The 18078-nt window shown below is 71.8% G+C and carries 12 protein-coding genes; 3 read left to right on the top strand and 9 right to left on the bottom strand.

Annotated features, from left to right (window positions below; all coding sequences use genetic code 11):
* Positions 1 to 75: 75 nt before the first annotated feature.
* The 9 genes from MOQ72_RS07465 to MOQ72_RS07425 form a co-directional block, all read right to left on the bottom strand.
* A complete protein-coding gene (locus MOQ72_RS07465) occupies positions 76 to 4326 on the bottom strand; it encodes a cation-translocating P-type ATPase (RefSeq protein WP_242181396.1) in 4251 nt (1416 codons plus the stop codon).
* 5 nt (positions 4327 to 4331) lie between these two features.
* A complete protein-coding gene (locus MOQ72_RS07460) occupies positions 4332 to 4694 on the bottom strand; it encodes a hypothetical protein (RefSeq protein ID WP_242181395.1) in 363 nt (120 codons plus the stop codon).
* 73 nt (positions 4695 to 4767) lie between these two features.
* Positions 4768 to 5454, bottom strand: coding sequence for a sirohydrochlorin chelatase (locus MOQ72_RS07455; protein ID WP_242181394.1), 687 nt, complete (start codon positions 5452 to 5454; stop codon positions 4768 to 4770).
* Positions 5433 to 6575: a uroporphyrinogen-III synthase gene (locus MOQ72_RS07450; RefSeq protein WP_242181393.1), complete on the bottom strand. Its 1143-nt coding sequence runs from the start codon at positions 6573 to 6575 to the stop codon at positions 5433 to 5435. Before MOQ72_RS07450 ends, MOQ72_RS07455 begins: the two co-directional genes overlap by 22 nt.
* Entirely contained in the window at positions 6572 to 6895 is a 324-nt protein-coding gene (nirD, locus tag MOQ72_RS07445) for a nitrite reductase small subunit NirD (RefSeq protein ID WP_242181392.1), read from the bottom strand. The genes MOQ72_RS07450 and nirD overlap by 4 nt, the downstream gene beginning before the upstream one ends.
* Positions 6892 to 9405: a nitrite reductase large subunit NirB gene (gene nirB, locus MOQ72_RS07440; RefSeq protein WP_242181391.1), complete on the bottom strand. Its 2514-nt coding sequence runs from the start codon at positions 9403 to 9405 to the stop codon at positions 6892 to 6894. Before nirB ends, nirD begins: the two co-directional genes overlap by 4 nt.
* Positions 9402 to 10787 (bottom strand): FAD-dependent oxidoreductase, encoded by a 1386-nt coding sequence (locus MOQ72_RS07435; RefSeq protein WP_242181507.1) that lies wholly within the window; start codon positions 10785 to 10787, stop codon positions 9402 to 9404. The genes nirB and MOQ72_RS07435 overlap by 4 nt, the downstream gene beginning before the upstream one ends.
* A gap of 8 nt (positions 10788 to 10795) precedes the next feature.
* Complete coding sequence (locus tag MOQ72_RS07430) at positions 10796 to 12865, bottom strand: molybdopterin oxidoreductase family protein (RefSeq protein ID WP_242181390.1); 2070 nt, start codon at positions 12863 to 12865, stop codon at positions 10796 to 10798.
* The gene (locus tag MOQ72_RS07425; RefSeq protein WP_242181389.1) at positions 12858 to 14258 is read right to left on the bottom strand and encodes an MFS transporter; all 1401 of its coding nucleotides are present in this window, start codon (positions 14256 to 14258) and stop codon (positions 12858 to 12860) included. Before MOQ72_RS07425 ends, MOQ72_RS07430 begins: the two co-directional genes overlap by 8 nt.
* A 183-nt stretch (positions 14259 to 14441) precedes the next feature.
* Here MOQ72_RS07425 and MOQ72_RS07420 point away from each other — a divergent pair, with 183 nt between their 5' ends.
* The 3 genes from MOQ72_RS07420 (at position 14442) to MOQ72_RS07410 (ending at position 18046) form a co-directional block, all read left to right on the top strand.
* Positions 14442 to 15263 (top strand): SIR2 family NAD-dependent protein deacylase, encoded by an 822-nt coding sequence (locus MOQ72_RS07420; protein WP_242181506.1) that lies wholly within the window; start codon positions 14442 to 14444, stop codon positions 15261 to 15263.
* Positions 15264 to 15446: 183 nt separating this feature from the next.
* A complete protein-coding gene (locus MOQ72_RS07415; protein WP_242181388.1) occupies positions 15447 to 16742 on the top strand; it encodes an NlpC/P60 family protein in 1296 nt (431 codons plus the stop codon).
* Between the two features lie 185 nt (positions 16743 to 16927).
* On the top strand, positions 16928 to 18046 hold the full coding sequence (locus tag MOQ72_RS07410) for an AAA family ATPase (RefSeq protein WP_372495307.1): 1119 nt from the start codon (positions 16928 to 16930) through the stop codon (positions 18044 to 18046).
* Positions 18047 to 18078: the final 32 nt, after the last annotated feature.

The raw sequence follows: 18078 nt of genomic DNA, 5'->3' as shown, positions 1-18078 counted from the left end.
GACGGTGCGCTGATCCAGTTAGGAGTCGGTGCGCGCCAGGTGTCCGGAAGGTGAAGCGGGTCGGAACACTGCAGGTCAGTGGTTCGGCCAGAGCAGCACGACCAGTGCTGCGGCGACAGCGGTGCCCAGCGCGATGCCCCAGTGGTGCGGTAGCAGCGGGCTGCTTCCGAAGAACTGGCTGACACCTGGAACCTGCACCAGCGCGGCCAGGATCAGCATCGAGCCGGTACCCGCGACGAGCACCAGCGGGGTCCGCCCGCGCACCGCGACGGTCTGCGCCAGCTGGGCGGACACCAGCGCGACCAGCCCGGTGGTGCGGGCCTGCGCCGCAGTGGACAGCGGCCGGGCCAGCATCCAGGCCAACCCGGCGGCGCCAGCGGTGGCGGTCGCGCGGACATAGACGTCGCGCGCCAGCGCCGCGCCCAGCGAGGCTTCCGGCCCCTCTGCGAGCAGCTTCTCCGGTGTCGCGTGCGGCGGCGGGCGCACCGCGATCGCGATGGCCGGAAGCACGTCGGTGAGCAGGTTGACCATCAGCAGCTGCCGCGCGTTGAGCCCGGCGGCGGGGCTGAGCAGGCCGGTGCCCAGTGCGTAGCCGATCTCGCCGAGGTTGCCGCCCAGCAGGATCGACAGCGCGTCGCGCACCGACATCCACATGCCGCGGCCTTCCACCACGCCGTCGGTGAGGGTTTCGATCCGGTCGTCGGAGACGACCAGGTCGGCTGCTTCCCGCGCGGCAGGTGTGGCGCGGGAGCCGAAGGCGATGCCGACGTGCGCCAAGCCGATCGCGGGCACGTCGTTGGCGCCGTCGCCGGTCATCGCGACCACCCGGCCACCGGCCCGCAGCTGTTGCACGATGCGCGCCTTCTGCGCCGGGCTGACCCGCGCGAACACCGAGACCTTCGGCAGCTCACCGGCCAGCTGCTCGTCGTCGAGCGCGTCCAGTTCGGCACCGGTGAGCACCCGCTTGTCGCCGAGCATGTCCAGCTCGGCGGCGATGGCCTCGGCGGTGCTGGGGTGGTCACCGGTGATCATGATGGCGTCCACGCCGGAGCGGCGCAGCCGGGCGACCGCGTCGGCGGCAGTGGGGTGCACCGGGTCGGCCAGGCCGAGCAGCCCGACGAACTCCAGATCGTCCACATCGGACTCGATGAGCGCGAAGCCGGGTGGTGCCGGTCGCTCAGCCACCGCGAGCAGCCGGTAGCCGCGCAGCGCCAGCCGTTCGATCTCCGCGTCCAGCTCGGCACGGGTTTCCGGATGCGGGAACGCGCAGCGATCGAGGACGACCTCGGGTGCGCCTTTGACCGAAAGCAGCCCGGCGGTGTGCGCCGCGTGGAAGCCCCGCGACGGCTCGAAGGGCAGTTCGGCGAGTGCGGCCGGGGCCGGACCGACGTCCAGCGCGGTGGCACCGTCGAGCACGGCCTGGTCGGTGGGATGTGGCAGCGGTTGGCCGTCGGGGCGGGGGCTGGCGCGCAGCGCGGCGGCGACGATCTCCCGATGGGCGGTATCGAGCTCCGAAGTGGACTGCGCGACCGTGCCGTCGGAGACCTGCCGCAGGATGATCCGGCCCTGGGTCAGGGTGCCGGTCTTGTCGAAGCACAGCGCGTCCACGCGGCCCAGCGCTTCGATGGTCGCCGGGGCGCGCACCAGCACACCGCGCTGCGAAAGCCGCCGCGCGGCGGCAAGTTCGGCCAGTGTCGCGACGAACGGCAGGCCCTCCGGAACGGCCGCGACCGCCAGGCCGACCGAGCGGGCCACGGTCTGCCCGAATGGCAGCCCCCGCAGCAGGTCGACCACCATCAGCACACCTCCGGCACCGACGGACAGCGGGAGCACCTGCTTGGTCAGCTCGCTCAACCGCGCCTCGACACCGCCGGTCGCACTGGGGGCCGTCGTGCTCTGCGTGGTGCGGCCGAGCTCGGTTTGCGCCCCGGTGGCCACCACGATGGCGGTGCCGGAACCGCTCGCCACGCAGGTTCCCTGGTACAGCATGCAGGTCCGGTCGCCGACCATCGGTGCCGTCGTAGCGGTGATTTCTTTCGCGATCGGCTGGGATTCGCCGGTCAGGCCGGATTCGTCCACCTCCAGGCCGTCGACCTCCAGCACTCGGCAGTCGGCCGGAATCCCGTCCCCGGAACGGACTTCGATGACGTCGCCGGGCACCAAGCGGTCGGCGGGCACCACTTCTGTGGTGCCGTCGCGACGCCGCCGGGCGGGCAGCTGTCCGGCGTCCAGCAGGCGCCGCAGCTCCCGGTCGGTGGCCACCCGCTGCACACCGTCGACGAGCGCGCTGGCCACCAGCACACCGCCGATCAGCACCGCGTCGAGCACCGATCCCAAACCCGCGGACACGACCGCACCGGCCCCGAGCACCGGTGTGATCGGGTTGACCAGGCCTTCCAGCGTCGCACCGGCCACGCTCAGCGGCGCCCGCCCGGCGTCGTGCGGTCGCTGCCTGGCCACCGGCATGCTCGGGCCGCGCTCGGTGCTGCCGAACGCGGCGAGTACGGCGGACGGGGCCATGGCGTGCCAGGGAGTGCGTTCCTGGGGCACCGGCGGAGCGCGGTTGGCGGCCCGCATCGCCGCCCAAGTGCCAGCGATCAGCGCGGACACCGTCGCGGTGTGCACCGGCAGCGAGGCCCGCAGCGGTGCGGCGCGAGTCGGGCCGAGCGCCGCGAACACCGCGCCGAGGCACGACCCGGCGACCGACAGCAGGACGGCGTGACGGCTGGCGATGCGCGCGTTGCCCACCGCCGCCAGCAGCAGGTGGACCAGATCAGCGTTGGGGCACAACAGGTCTGCGCCCCACGGATCGATGTCCTGTTCGGACAGACCGACTCCGACGTCCGCCGCGATCAGAGCAGCGTGTGCGCTCTTGGACACCACGGCCACCACTGCGCCATCCTCTTGCAGCCGCCGGACGGACTGGGCGAGGCGGTTTCCGCCCGGGATGACCTTGTCCACCGGCAGCCGGTCCTCCAGGTGCTTGCCGACTCCGCCGACCGCGACGGTCCCGGCCGTGCTCGCCGCCTCGATCAGGGCCTCCGCCAGCGGTTCGAGCTCGTCGACGACCGTGACCAATGCCACCGGGTTCGCCTGGTAGCTGAGCATGAGCACCGTCGCACCCCGCTGGACTTCCGCACCGACCAGTCGGCGCGTGCTTTCCCCCGGCGGTCCGATCGACCACGCACCGCGGGTGCGCGGCTGCGCGGGATCGCGGAGATCGACCAGTTCACTGGCGTGGGCGAACAGCCTCGCCGGATCGGATCCGTCCAGCGGCACCACCGAATCGAGCACGCGGCGGCCGGTGAGCAGCACCGGTGCGTCGAACACGACGGTGTCGACCCGGTCCAGCCGCCGCATCGCGTCCGGGCCCAGTACGAGCCCGCCCCGCGCCGACAGCGCGGTGGTCAGTTGCGCGGCGAAGCCCTCCCGGCCCGCCTTCGCCGGGCGCGGCACCCCGGCCAGCAAGGTCGCGAGCGCGCGTTGCGGATTCCGGGTGGCCGCCAGCACGGTCGCGTATCCGGCCAGGGCGAGGCCGCCGGAGGTGTTCGCGACCCGTTCGACCGGGCCGTGGGGCAACGGGCACGGGCGGGGCTCGGTGGGCACCGGATCACAGCGGTGCGTGGCCGCTTCCTCCCACCGCAGCCACGCCTGGTGGCGGGCGATCGCCTCGCGCGAGGCGCAGAACCGGCTGCTCAGATCGGCCAGCACGGCCACCGGATTGCCAGTCAGGCTTTGCGAGACCGCTCCGCCGAGGCCCAGCGTGGTGTCGGTCGCGGCGCGCCCGAGCTTGCTGGTCAACTCGGTTCGCAGCCACGGCACCGAGTCCACAAGGGACACCACGGCCGGAACCAGTGGCGACACCCCGCGCACCGGCAGCAGCGCGCCGACCGTCGCGTAGCCGAGCCCGAACAGGCTCACGGCCAACGCCCCCACATCGCGCAGCAGCGCGTCGGGATTGCCCGGATGCGTCGCGCTCGCCGGTGCCGTCTCGGCATCGGCGAGTCCGTACTCGGCCTCCACCTCGGCGATCACGCGGGCCAGCGCCGCGACGCCGAGCTCAGCCGGATCGTGACCGATGATCACCCGCCCAAGCACGCCGTTGACCTCGGCGCTGCGCACCCCGTCGACGGCCAGCAACCGTTGTTCGAGATCGCGCGCCGCGGCCTCGGTGCCCGGCCGGTGCATGCCGCGCACCTCCAGGTGGCTGCGCCGCCGCCCGACCCACACCCGTCGACCGGCCGGTGCCGCGGCCACCGTCCGCATCGCGTGCCGGATCGGGGACGCGACCTCGGCGGCCTTCGCCAGCAACCAGCCCAGCGGCATCCCGGTCAGCGCTTCTTGGACCCTCGCTGTTGGACGGAGCGTTGGACCAGCGCGTTGCCGACTCCGATCGCCAGCGCCACCGGCCATTCGATCAGGCTGAAGGCGACACCAGCGGCCAGCCCGCCGTAGAACAGCGCCTGGTCGCGGGAGGGCAACTGGTCGCGCACCGTCTCAGCCGCAGAGGTGATGTTCGCGCGGTTCGGCAACGGGATCTGGTACGTGTGCATCTGCGCCGTAACGCGCGGTAGCGGAATCGCCATGCTCGCGGGGGCTTGCTGCTTCGCGCGGGTGGGGCTCGCCGCGCTCGTCGACCGGCTCTGCTGGGTCCGGTGCGAAGTCTGTTGTGCTGCGCTCGTCGCGGTAGCCATCTCCAACGCTTCCTTCCCTCCACCGGCCGCACCCGGCGGCCACCTGCCGGTGATCCAACCGGGGTACCCGATGTCAGGCGGCGGAAACGTGGTCGCGCACAACCAGCCGATAGCGGCGGCCGATCAGCTCGATCACGCTCGGATGCGCGCCGATCGGCTCGGCGACCCCGCGCACCGGCAGCTCCGCGAGCCGCCGGTGGAACAAGCCCGGTGCCAGCAGGTAGGGCGCGAGGTAGTCGCCAGGCCCGCAGACGTCGGCGGTCGCTGGCGCGGCGGTGGTGACGTAGCTCGGATTCAGCCATTGCCCGCAGCGGCGACCCAGCAGCCGTGCCGCGGTGCGCACGTCGGCCAGTGCGCGCGCGTCGGATGAGCCCGCCGCGGCGAACACGACCCGGTCGCCGGGCTGCCACCCGGCGGCGATCAACCGCCGCAGCATCGCCTCGGTGATCTCCGGGGCCGGACCCAGCGGGGCGCACACCGCCACGTCGTCGCGTCCGCTGGCCGCGATCTGCTCGGGCAGATCGGTACGCACGTGGTAACCAGCGGCCAGGAACGCGGGCAGGGCGACCAACGGCCCGTCGATCTCGCGCAGGGCGTCCTCGACGGTCGGGCCGATGACGTCCACGTACGCGATGTGCACCGGCACCCGCAGCCGGGCGGCAGTCGCGTCGGCGATTCGTTCGATCACCCGTGGCCCGGCAGGATCTCGGGTGCCGTGGGCGACCAGCAGCAGCGGAGTCAGGGTTGCGGATCGGCGCATCGCGGGGCGTCCCTCATCGGTTCCAGCGGAAGTCGGTATCCGCGCTTGATCACGGTCTGCACCAGCTCGGGTGCGCCCAGCGCGGCGCGCAACCGGGCGACGGCCTGCTCCACGGCGTGCTCGTCGGACGGGCTGCCCGCGCAGTTCAGCGCATCGGCCAGACTGCGCCGCGACACCACCCGCCCAGGCCGCTCGGCGAGCGCCCGCAGCAGCGTTTTGCCTTGCGGCGAAAGCGGCTTCACCACACCGTCGACGACCGCGGCATGCCCGCGGACCTGGAGTTCCCGGCCGCCCACCGGCAGTGTCGGAGCGCGACCCGGCAGCGTGTCGCACAGCGCGCGCACCAGTGCGCCGATGCGGAACCGCTGCGGGATGACCGCGGGCACTCCGTGGTCGGCCAGCGGCGCGTGCGTCACCGGCCCGACGCAGGCGGCCAACACCGGGCCGCGCAACGCGTCGAGGAGTTCTTCCTGGCAGCGCCGCTCGGCGGCCAGCGACAGCAGGCTGGCCGCAGCGGGCGCGCTGGTGAACGTCACCGCGTCGACCTCCTGCGCGCACACGGCGGCCAACAGGTTCTCCAGCGCGGTGATGTCGGCGGGTGCGGTCCAGCGGTAGACCGGGACCTCGATGACCTTCGCGCCCGCGCAGTGCAGCGCCTCGACGAAGTCGGGCAGCGGTTGGCCGTGCAGCTGCACCGCGATCCGCACCCCGTCCAACGGCTGGTCGAGCAGGTGCTCCAGCAGTTCCGCGGAGGATTCCGACGCGGGCGACCACGGATCGGGCAGACCGGCGGCCCGCACCGCGCCGCGTGCCTTCGGTCCCCGCGCCAGCAGTTGCGCGGGGCGCAGCGCGTCGAGCAGTTCGGCGCCGATGCCCCAGCCGTCGGCGGCCTCGATCCAGCCGCGAAAGCCGATGCCGGTGGTCGCCACCACCGCATCCGGTGGATCCGCGAGGCATTCCTGGCTCGCCCGGCGCAGCTCGGTGTCGTCGGCCAGCGGCAGGATCCGCAGCGCCGGGCCGTGCACGACCCGCGCGCCACGGCGCTCCAGCAGGGAACCGAGCTCGTCGGCCCGTCGCGCTGCGGTCACCGCGACGGTGTAACCAGCGAGTTCATCGGTCAAGGGACGGCGACCTCCACCACGTCGGCACGGCGGCGCACCGGGTAGACCGGCAACCGTGCGTTCGGATCGTCCAGGCATTGCCCGGTGCGCAGCGAGAACACCTGCTTGAGCATCGGCGAGGCGACCGTGGGTTCCCCGCTGCGGTCGCCGACGATGCCTCGGCTGATCACCCCGGCCCCGCAGAACGGATCCACGTTGCCGACCGCGAACAGCTGGTCGTCGTGGGTGCGGAACAGCGCCACCGGGTGGTCCTGGACCAGCACCGGAACTCCGTACTCGCGCGGCAGCAGGTCTATCCCGCAGATCTGTTGCCAGTTCACGTGCGCACCTCCTGGTTGGCGACGACGGGCATCGGCAGCACCACCGGGCCCGGCCGGATCTGACCGCGTTCCTGGACGAAGCGGATGGTCGGATCCGGCGCGTCGGGGGCGTTGACGAAGGACACGAAGCGGGCGAGCTTGCCGGGGTCGGCCAGCACCCCGGCCCACTCGTCGGTGTAACCGTCGACGTGGCGCTGCATCGCCGCTTCCAGCTCGGCGGCGATGCCGAGGGAGTCCTCGACGATCACCTCGCGCAAGTGGTCCAACCCGCCGTCCATCGCTTCCAGCCACGCCGCGGTGCGCTGCAGCCGGTCGGCGGTGCGCACGTAGAACATCAGGAACCGGTCGACGAGCCGGATCAGCTGGTCGTCGTCGAGATCGGCGGCCAGCAGTTCGGCGTGGCGCGGGGTGAATCCGCCGTTGCCGCCGACGTAGAGGTTCCAGCCCTTGTCGGTGGCGATCACGCCGAAGTCCTTGCCGCGTGCTTCGGCGCACTCCCTCGCGCAGCCGGACACCCCGGCCTTGACCTTGTGCGGCGCGCGCAGGCCCCGGTAGCGCAGTTCCAGCCGGATGGCCATGCTCACCGAGTCCTGCACGCCGTAGCGGCACCAGTCGTTGCCGACGCAGGACTTCACCGTGCGCAGCGCCTTGCCGTAGGCGTGGCCGGATTCGAACCCGGCGTCGACCAGCCGCTGCCAGATCAGCGGCAGCTGTTCCACCCGCGCCCCGAACAGGTCGATGCGCTGCCCTCCGGTGATCTTGGTGTAGAGGCCGAACTCCTTGGCCACCTCGCCCAGCGCGATCAGCTTCTCCGGGGTGATCTCGCCGCCGGGTACCCGCGGCACCACCGAGTACGTGCCGTTGCGCTGCATGTTGGCCAGGAAGCGGTCGTTGGTGTCCTGCAACCCGGCTTGCTCGCCGTCGAGGATGTGCCCGCTGCCAAGGCTGGCCAGGATGGAGGCGACCGCGGGCTTGCAGATGTCGCAGCCGCGCCCGCTGCCGTGCTTGCCGATCAGCTCGGAGAACGAGCCGACCCCGGTCGCCCGGATGATCTCGAACAGCTCGCTGCGGGACTGCGGGAAGTGCTCGCACAGCGCCTTGGAGGTGCGCACGCCGCACTCGGCGAGCAGGTTCTTCAGCATCGGAACGCACGAACCGCAGCTGGTGCCCGCCTTGGTGCAGCCCTTGATACCGGGCACGTCGGTGAGCCCCTGCTCGTTGATCGCCGCGGTGATGTCCCCTTTGGACACGTTGTTGCAGGAGCACACCGCGGCGTCCGCGGGCAGCGCGCCGGAGTCCACTCCGGAACCGGCGGGCAGCAGCAGTTGTTCCGGCGGGGCGGGCAGTTCACGACCGATCAGGGGTCGCAGCACCGCGTAGGCGCTGGCGTCGCCGACCAGCACACCACCGAGCAGCACCCGCGCGTCGTCGCTGAGCACGAGCTTGGCGTAGGTGCCTGCGGCGTTGTTGGCGTAGACGACTTCCAAGGCGCCTTCGGTCTGGCCGTGCGCGTCGCCGAAGCTGGCGACGTCGACCCCGAGCAGTTTGAGCTTGGTGGACAGATCCGCGCCGGGGAAGGTGCCGTCGCTGATCTCGAGCAGCTGCTCGGCGACGCCCTCGGCCATGCTGTAGCCGGGCGCGACCAGGCCGTAGCAGCGGCCCTGCACGGCGGCGCATTCGCCGATGGCCCAGATGTTTTCCGCGCTGGTGCGGCAGTTGTCGTCGACGAGGAACCCGCCACGTTCCGCGCGCCGCAGCCCGGCGAGTTCGGCCAGTTCGTCACGCGGCCGGACCCCGGCGGAGAACACCACCACGTCGGTGTCGATCACCGTGCCGTCGGCCAGCGTGATGCTGCGGACGTGCTCGTCGCCGTCGACGGATTTCGTCGCCGCGCCGCAATGGATCGTCAAGCCGAGGTCGCCTACCAACCGGCTGAGTACTTGGCCGCCGCCTTCGTCGATCTGCAACGGCATCAGCCGCGGCGCCATCTCCACGACGTGTGCGCGCATGCCCAGCAGCCGCAGGGCGTTGGCGGCTTCCAGGCCGAGCAGCCCCCCGCCGATGACGACGCCGGGTCTGCCTTCGACGGCCGCCGCGCGGATCGCGTCGAGGTCCTCGATGGTGCGGTAGACGAAGCAGCCGTCGAGATCGTGACCGGGCACCGGCGGCACGAACGGCCGCGAACCGGTGGCCAGCACCAGCGCGTCGTAGGCCACGTCCAAACCGTCCGATGTGGACACCCGGCGGGCCGTCGGGTCGATGGCGGTGACGGCGGTGTTCAACCGCAGCTCGACCATCGGATCGTCGAGGAGTTCGTGGCTGGTCAGGCTGAGGTCCGCGGCGCTCTTGCCGTCCAGGTAGGACGACAGCGCGACCCGGTCGTAGGCGGGGCGGGGCTCCTCGGCGAGGACGACGATCTGCCAGGCGTCGGTCGCGTCGCGCTCCCGGAGCGTTTCGACGAGCCGATGTCCGACCATGCCGTGGCCGACGACGACAAGCGTGCGGGTCATGCCGCGCCCTCCTTCTGGTGTTCGATGCGGTTGGCCAGTGCGTCGCAGAGGCGGCCGACGTCGTCGACGCAGCCGCCGCAGCCGGTGGTCGCCCGCGTTGTCCTGGCCAACTCGGGCACCGAGCGGGCACCGCCGTGCCAGGCGGCGGTCAGGGACTTCTTGGTGACGTTGTTGCAGCGGCAGATCACCGCGTCGTCGGGCAGCTCGACGGGTGCGCTGGGCGTTGCGGCCGGGGTGCCCAGCAGCAGCGCCAGCCGGTCGGCGGGCACCGGGAGGTCGCGGTCGTGCAGCTGGCTGACCGAGGCGATCGCTTCTGGGAAGCCGAACAGCACGGCGCCGGTGATCCGCTCCGCCCGCAGCGCCAGCTTCGCGTAGCGGCCTCGGGCCGGGTCGGACAGCGTCACGACCTCGGCTTCGGCGCTGCCCAGGCCCTCGACCGAGCCGATCGAGGCGAGGTCGATGCCGCGGGCCTTGAGCCGGGTGACGGTCGGGGTGCCGTGGTAGCGCGCGTCGCCGTCGGTGAGCAGCGCGGCGAGCGTGTCGGCCTGCTCCCACGCCGCGGCGATCAGGCCGGGCGTGTCGCCGTTGTGCTCGGCGCAGTCGCCGATGGCGTGGATGCGCGGATCGCTGGTGCGCAGCTGGTCGTCGACCACGATGCCGCGCCGCACCGGCAACCCAGCCCGCACCGCCAAGCCCGTTTCAGCAGTCACCCCGATGCACGCCACGACCAGGTTCGCGGGCACCACCTCGCCGCTGTCCAGGACCAGGCGACCGGGCCGGTAGGCGATCGCCTCGCGCCCCAGATGGAGTTCCACGCCGAGCTTGCCCAGCCGCTCGGCCAACAACCGCCCACCGGTGTCGTCGAGCTGCCGATCCATCAGATGCGGGTTCGGGTGCACCAGTGCCACGTCGTGACCACGCGCGAGCAGCGCCCGAGCGGCCTCGACGCCGAGGATCCCACCGCCCAGCACCGCGATCGGACCTGCGACGTCGTCGATCCGCGCGCAGTCGGCGAGCGTGCGCAACGGTTGGAGGTGTCCGGCGCGCAAACCGGGAACCTCGGGCATCTTCGGCCGCGAACCGGTGGCCAGCACGAGGACGTCGTACGGGAGCTCCTCGCCGGTGTCGGTGTGCACGACGCGTCCGGTGCGGTCGATGCCGGTCGCGGTGACCCGCAACCGCACGTGGGCGTCCACAGTGGGCAGTGTGATCGTGTCGGGACTGAGCGTCCGGTCCAGCACGGCGGAGAGCAGAACCCGGTTGTAGGCGGCATGTTCTTCGCGCCCCAGCACCGTGATCGGGCCGGTGTGCTGGTGCGCGCGCAGCCGCTCGACGAGACGGTGCCCGGCGGGCCCGTTGCCGACGACCACGATCCGCGTCATCGGGCTGCTCATACGGCCTCCCGTGCGGGTTCGATCCGGACCGCGCTGACCTTGAACTCCGGCATCCGGCTGCGGGGGTCCAGCGCGTCATTGGTGAGCAGGTTGGCCCGCGCCGCGCCGGGGAAGTGGAAGGGCAGGAACACCGTGTCGGTGCGCATCGTGGCGACCACCCGCACCCGCGCCAGCGCGCTGCCGCGCGGCGAGGTGACCTTGGCCAGGGTTCCGTCGGCGAGCCCGGCGCGGTCGGCGGTGTCCGGGTGGATCTCGACGAAGGCTTCGGGGACGGCCTCGTTGAGCTCGGCCACCCGGCGGGTCTGCGCACCGGACTGGTACTGGGCGAGCACCCGGCCGGTGGTGGCGGTCAGCGGGAACGTCCCGTGCGGTGTTTCGGCCGGGTCGCGGTGTTCGACGACGGCGAACCGGGCGAGCCCGTCGGGATGCGCGAAACCGTCCAGGAACAGCCGCGGTGTGCCCGGATGCGCCGGATCCGGGCAAGGCCAGTGCAGGGCCTCACCGGCATCCAGCCGCTCGTAGCTGATCCCGGCGTAGTCGGCCTTGCCACCGGCCGATGCGCGGCGCAGTTCCTCGAAGACCTCGCGCGGCGCGGTGGGGTAGCGGTGGCCGGGCTCGCCGAGCCGGACCGCGAGCCCGTGCAGCACTTCGAGATCGCTGCGGGCATGACCGGGCGGCACCAGCAATCGACGACGCCGCAGGATGCGACCTTCGAGGTTGGTCATGGTGCCGTCTTCCTCGGCCCACTGCGTCACCGGCAGCACCACGTCCGCCAGCTGCGCGGTTTCCGAGGGCACGAAGTCGGCGACCACCAGCATTTCCAAAGTGGACAGACGGTCCACGACGTGGTCGGCGTTGGGCGCGGAAACCGCCGGGTTCGAACCGAAGACCAGGAGTGCGCGGGGACCTTCGGCGGTGCCCAGCGCGTCGAGCAGTTCGTAGGCGCTGCGGCCCGGACCGGGCAGCACGTCGGGCAGCACGCCCCAGGTTTCGGCGACGTGCGCACGCGCGGCCGGATCGGTGATCATCCGGTAGCCGGGCAGCTGGTCGGCCTTCTGGCCGTGCTCGCGGCCGCCCTGCCCGTTGCCCTGCCCGGTCAGGCAGCCGTAGCCGCGACCGGGGCGGCCGGGCAGACCGAGCGCGAGGGCGAGGTTGATGAACCCGGACACGGTGTCGACGCCCTTGCTGTGCTGCTCGGCGCCGCGCCCGGTGAGCAGGTAGGCACTGTCGGCCTCGGCGAGCATCCGCACCGCCTGCCGCTGCGCGGTCACCGGCACCCCGGTGACGCGCTCGACGCGCTCCGGCCACCAGGTCATCGCGCGCTGCCAAGCGGCGTCGAAACCGGTGGTGCGGGTCCGGATGTAGTCGGTGTCGGTCCAGCCGTCGACCACCGCGATGTGCAGCAGCCCGAGCGCCAGCGCCAGATCGGTACCGGGCGCGGGTTGCAGGTGCAGCGCGCCCTGTTCAGCGGTCGCCGTGCGGCGCGGGTCGATGACCACCAGCTGCGCGGCGCGCAGGTGCTGCATCAGCGGCGGCATCGTCTCGGCCGGGTTCGCCCCGGCCAGCAGCACCACATCGGCACCGCCGAGATCGGTGACCGGGAACGGCAGCCCCCGGTCCACTCCGAAGGCGGCGGTTCCGGCCGCCGCCGCCGAGGACATGCAGAACCGGCCGTTGTAGTCGATCTGGCTGGTGCTCAGCGCCAGCCGGGCGAATTTGCCGAGCAGGTAAGCCTTTTCGTTGGTCAACCCACCACCGCCGAACACCCCGACCGCGTCCGGGCCGTGCTCGCGTCGGATCCGGTCGATACCGGTGGCGACGGTGTCCAGCGCGGTGTCCCAGTCCACCGGGGTGAGCCGACCGTCGCGGCGCACCAGCGGGTGCCGGATCCGGTCGGCGACGTCCAGCACCGCGGGCGCGGTCCAGCCCTTCTGGCACAACCCGCCTCGGTTGACCGGGAAGTCCGTCGGCCGCACCGACACCCCGCGCCGCTCCCGCGTCAGCTGGGTGCCGCACTGCAAAGCGCAGTAGGGGCAGTGCGTGGCCACGGTCCGCCCGTCAGGCACGACTGGCCTCCGCCTTCGACGACGGTGCCTGGGCCGGGACCGACTGCGCCGCGCCGCTCCTGAGCACTCCGCGCAGGTAGACCAACCACGTGACGAGCACGCAGAGGACGTAGTACACGAGGAACGAAGTCAGGGCGGCGTCACCGCTGGCGGCTGCGCTGCTGTAGGAGGAGCGGAAGGCGAGGTTGATGCCCACCCCGCCGAGCGCGCCGATCGCCCCGGCGATGCCGATCACCGCGCCCGACAGCCGCCGCGCCCGCGCGAAGGCCGCGATGGCTTCGCCGCCGTCGGTCACGTCGTCCTCGGCTTCCTTGGCGAAGATCGCCGGGATCATCTTGTAGGTCGAGCCGTTGCCGACGCCGGTCAGCACGAACAGCACGATGAACGCCGCGACGTAGAGCCCGAAGGAACCCTGCGACGAGGCGAACAGCAGCGCCGCGGTGCCCGCCGCCATGCCGACGAAGGTCCAGAGGGTGACCCGCGCGCCGCCCAGGCGGTCGGAGAGCCAGCCGCCGAACGGACGCGAGATCGAGCCCATCAGCGGGCCGAGGAACGTCCAGCTCGCGGCCTGCAGCGGGGTGAAGTCGAACTCGGTCTGCAACACCAGGCCGAAGGCGAAGCTGTAACCGATGAACGAGCCGAACGTGCCGATGTAGAGGAAGGAGATCCACCAGGTGTGCTTGCTCGCGGCCGCTTCGCGCAGCGCGCCCGGCCTGGCCCGCACCGCGTCCACGTTGTCCATGAACATGGCCGCGCACAGGGTGGCCAGCGCGATCAGCGGAAGGTAGATGGCCGCCACGTAGGACGGGTGGGTGTTGCCCGCGAAGGCGATCACCAGCAGGCCGACGATCTGGATCGCCGCCACCCCGATGTTGCCGCCACCGGCGTTGAGCCCCAGCGCCCACCCCTGGCGGCGCTGCGGGAAGAACGTCGTGATGTTCGTCATCGACGAGGCGAAGTTGCCGCCGCCGACCCCGGCCGCCGCACCGATCAGCATGAAAACCCACAACGGTGTGCCGGGCTGCTGCACGACGAAGAACGCCAACACGGTCGGGACCAGCAGGATCGCCGAGCTGAAGATGGTCCAGTTGCGGCCGCCGAAGCGGGTCACCGCGGCGGCGTAGGGCAGCCGCAGCACGGCCCCCACCAGGTTCGGGGTGATCACCAGCAGGAATTTCTCGGCCGCGGTGAACGGCAGGCCGATGCTGGGGGACATGAACAGCACCAGCACCGACCAGATGCTCCAGATGGAGAAACCGATGTGCTCCGACAGGATTGAGAAGAGCAGGTTCCGCCGCGCCACGTGCTTGCCGGTGGACTCCCAGAACTCCTCGTTCTCGGGATCCCAACCCTCGATCCAATGGCCTCTGCTGGCCAAGGCCCTCGTGGTCAACTCGGCTCCTCTCGTCGGTTGCTGCGAAGGTAGGAACCGGAAGTTTCACAGGCGCTCGCCGAGCGTTACCACGATGCAAAGCAGCCTTCACATGCCCTGTTCCTGGCGGTGTGAGCACCGAGACCGTGCCCAAAGCCACACCAGCCAGGGCGTTCGTGGCACGGTGGAGTCGTGACGCGAGGCATGGGTGGCCGGGATGGTGCGGAGTGGCGCCGCGCCCGCGAACTGTTCGGCAGCGCGCGCCGGATCACCGCGCTCACCGGCGCCGGGGTGTCCACCGCCTCCGGCATTCCGGACTTCCGCGGCCCCAACGGGGTGTGGACGAAGAACCCGGCTGCCCAGCGGCTCAGCGACATCGACAGCTACGTCGCCGATCCGCAGGTGCGCGTGCAGGCGTGGCGCAACCGCGCCGAACACCCGGCCTGGCAAGCCGAACCCAATGCGGCGCACCGCGCCTTCGTCGACCTGGACCGCTCCGGGCGGTTGGGTGCGCTGCTGACCCAGAACATCGACGAGTTGCACCAGCGCGCCGGTCTGGCCCCGGACCGGGTGCTTGAGCTGCACGGCACGATGTTCCGCACGGTGTGCTTGGACTGCGGTGCGACCGGCCCGATGAGCGCGGCGCTGGAGCGCGTGGCCGCCGGTGAGCCGGACCCGCCCTGCCGCTCCTGCGGCGGCATCCTGAAGTCGGCCACCGTCTCCTTCGGACAGTCGCTGGACGCCGACGTGCTGCGCAGTGCCCAGCGCGCGGCGCTGGACTGCGATCTGTTCGTCGCGGCTGGCACCTCGCTGACGGTGCACCCGGCGGCGGCGTTCGCGGAGCTGGCCGCCAAGGCCGGCGCGGATCTGATCATCTGCAACGCCGAGCCGACGCCTTACGACCACGTGGCGGCCGCGGTGCTGCGCGAACCGCTGGTCGAGGTGCTGCCGGAGCTGGTCGCGGTCCCGGTGGTCGACTCGCCGGACCCGCTGCGCACCTGGGGAGACCCCAGCACCTGGAGCTGATCCGCATTCCGTCTTCGGGGATCGGCTGCGCACTCTTGTGACTCAAGTGGTTGATGCCTGCTCATGTCGCCATCGTGTCCAGTGGTGCGCTCGGGACGGCAGTGGCAAAGTTGGACCGTCGTGCAACTCCATTCGGCCCAACGTACGACCGCCGATCGGGCGTACCAGCTGGAGGTGACGGTCGTGTCGCGATCCCGAGGCATGCGCCGAACTGCCACGATCACGCTGCTCGCCACCGTCGGCCTGGCGCTGTCCGGCACCGGTCTGGCCGCGCCGCCCCCGCCGCCCAATCCCAGCGACGCCGAACTGAACATCGGGCACGCCACCGCGCAGCAGATGGCAGGTGCGGTCGGGGAGCTGGCCAACCGGCTGGGCGAGGCCGAATCCCGGCTGGTCGGCCTGCAGACGCAGGTCGAGGTCAAGATGGAGGACGCGAACAAAGCGCGCGTCGACCTCGGCCGCGCCGAGCACGCCTACGACGAGGCCCGCCAGGCCGCCGACGCGGCCGGTGCCGAGGCCGACGGCGCGGCCCAGCAGATCGAACAGCAGCGCAACCGGCTCGACGAGTTCGCGGCCAGCAGCTACCGGCAGGGCAGCCTGGTCGGCTCGGTCACCGCGTACTTCGGTGCGAAGAACCCGCAGGACGTGCTGGACCGCGCGGTGTTCCTGGACGTGATCAGCAAATCCCAGCTCGACGTGCTCGACGACCTCGAACGCGCGCGGGTCGAGAAGGCCAACAAGGATTCGCTGGCCCGAGCGGCGCTGCAGGACGCCGAAGCCAAGCGCCGGGCCGCCGACCAGGCGCGAAGCGCGGCGGAGGCCGCGGAGCAGGCGGCCATCACGGCGCAGGCCAGCCAGACCGAGCAAGCTCGTCGGCTGGAGGCCGACAAGGCCGGTGTCGAAGCTCAGCTCGCGCAGGCGCGTTCGCGGGTGGCCGGGTTGGAAGCGCAGCGCGGCCGGTACGAGAGCTGGCAGGCGGCGAAGCAGCAGGAGGAGGCCGCGGCACAGGCGGCGGTGCAGGCCGCGAACGCCGGGGCGGTGGGCCCGCAGCCGGGCGGCCGATCGGTCGAGGTGGTCATCGGGCGGGCGCTGTCCCAGTTGGGCGTGCAGTACGCCTGGGGTGGCGGGACCTCGCGCGGACCCTCCCGCGGGATCCGGGACGGGGGAGTGGCCGACGCCTTCGGCGACTACGCCAAGGTCGGGTTCGACTGCTCGGGCCTGATGATCTACGCCTTCGCCGGTGTCGGTATCGACCTCGACCACTACAGCGGCTACCAGTACCAGTCCGGACGCCGGGTGCCGCTGTCGGAGATGCGGCGCGGCGACATGCTGTTCTGGCAGAACGGCGGTCGCATCCACCACGTGGCCCTCTACCTCGGCAACGGCAAGATGGTCGAAGCCCCGTACTCGGGTTCGCGAGTCCGAGTAACCGCGGTCCGCTACGGCGGCATCGCCCCGTACGCGGTCCGCATGCTCTGAGCTGCAAGACAGCCAGCACCGGACCTCGGCGGGCAGGAGTCGGACCGGCGGGCTTCACAGCGGTCATACCGGGGGTGGGGTTGGGTGTGCGTGGGGGCATTGCCCCCGCGCGAGCCCGTGCTGGCCGCGTGTCAGGATCTTGATCGGTCGACAACGGCCGCATCGACGACAGGAGGCTGGGAGAAGTGACCGACGCGGGCAACGGTGAGAGCGGGGGCGCCGGAGCCACGGCGGCGCGCCCGGCGGATCAGGTGAGCACCCCGGCACGCGACGCCCAGTTGCTGGAGCGCACCGTCTTCGAGGTCAAGCGGGTGATCGTCGGCCAGGACCGGCTCGTCGAGCGGATGCTCACCGGACTGCTGGCCAAGGGGCACATCCTGCTGGAAGGCGTGCCCGGCGTGGCCAAGACGCTGGCGGTGGAGACGTTCTCGCGGGTCGTCGGCGGTTCGTTCGCCCGCCTGCAGTTCACCCCGGACCTGGTGCCCGCCGACATCCTCGGCACCCGCATCTACCGGCAGGGCAGCGAACGCTTCGACGTCGAACTCGGCCCGGTGCTGGCCAACTTCGTGCTCGCCGACGAGATCAACCGAGCCCCGGCGAAGGTCCAGTCGGCGCTGCTGGAGGTGATGGCCGAGCGGCACGTCTCCATCGGCGGCCAGAGCTTCCCGATGCCCGCCCCGTTCCTGGTGCTGGCCACCCAGAACCCAATCGAGAACGAGGGCGTCTACCCGCTGCCGGAAGCGCAGCGCGACCGGTTCCTGTTCAAGCTGCCCGTGGAGTACCCCTCGGCGGAGGAGGAGCGGGAGATCGTCTACCGGATGGGCGTGACCGTGCCGGAGCCCAACCCGGTGCTCAACCCCGACGAGCTGATCCGGCTGCAGAACGTGGCGTCCGGCGTGTTCGTGCACCACGCCCTGGTCGACTACGTCGTGCGGCTGGTGGTGACCACCCGGATGCCCAACGACCACGGCCTGTCCGACATCGCCGGATGGGTCTCCTACGGTGCGTCACCGCGCGCCAGCCTCGGCATCGTCGCCGCCGCGCGGGCGCTGGCGCTGCTGCGCGGCCGGGACTACGTGCTGCCGCAGGACGTGGTCGACGTGGTGCCGGACGTGCTGCGGCACCGACTGGTGCTGTCCTACGACGCGTTGGCCGACGGGATTCCGGTGGAGCACATCGTCAACCGGGTGCTGCAGACCGTGCCGCTGCCACAGGTGTCGGCCCGGCCGCAGGCGGGTCCGCCCGCGCCGGTCGGCCCGGTCGGTTACAGCCAGCCGCCGCTCGGGCCCAACCCGCACCAGTGAGGAGCGACGCAGTCGTGTCGGCAGCACCCCAT

Origin of the sequence: Saccharopolyspora soli (genome assembly GCF_022678645.1) — a bacterium.
In the GTDB taxonomy this organism is placed as follows: Bacteria; Actinomycetota; Actinomycetes; order Mycobacteriales; family Pseudonocardiaceae; genus Saccharopolyspora; species Saccharopolyspora soli.
The sequence above is the reverse complement of the archived record's forward strand: the minus strand, read 5'-3'. Positions and strand labels throughout refer to the sequence as shown.

Excerpts from the sequence above, each read along its gene's own strand:
- MOQ72_RS07465 (WP_242181396.1), bottom strand. The coding sequence starts at position 4,326 with ATGCCGCTGGGCTGGTTGCTGGCGAAGGCCGCCGAGGTCGCGTCCCCG.
- MOQ72_RS07460 (WP_242181395.1), bottom strand. The coding sequence starts at position 4,694 with ATGGCTACCGCGACGAGCGCAGCACAACAGACTTCGCACCGGACCCAG.
- MOQ72_RS07455 (WP_242181394.1), bottom strand. The coding sequence starts at position 5,454 with ATGCGCCGATCCGCAACCCTGACTCCGCTGCTGCTGGTCGCCCACGGC.
- nirB (WP_242181391.1), bottom strand. The coding sequence starts at position 9,405 with ATGACCCGCACGCTTGTCGTCGTCGGCCACGGCATGGTCGGACATCGG.
- MOQ72_RS07435 (WP_242181507.1), bottom strand. The coding sequence starts at position 10,787 with ATGACGCGGATCGTGGTCGTCGGCAACGGGCCCGCCGGGCACCGTCTC.
- MOQ72_RS07420 (WP_242181506.1), top strand. The coding sequence starts at position 14,442 with ATGGGTGGCCGGGATGGTGCGGAGTGGCGCCGCGCCCGCGAACTGTTC.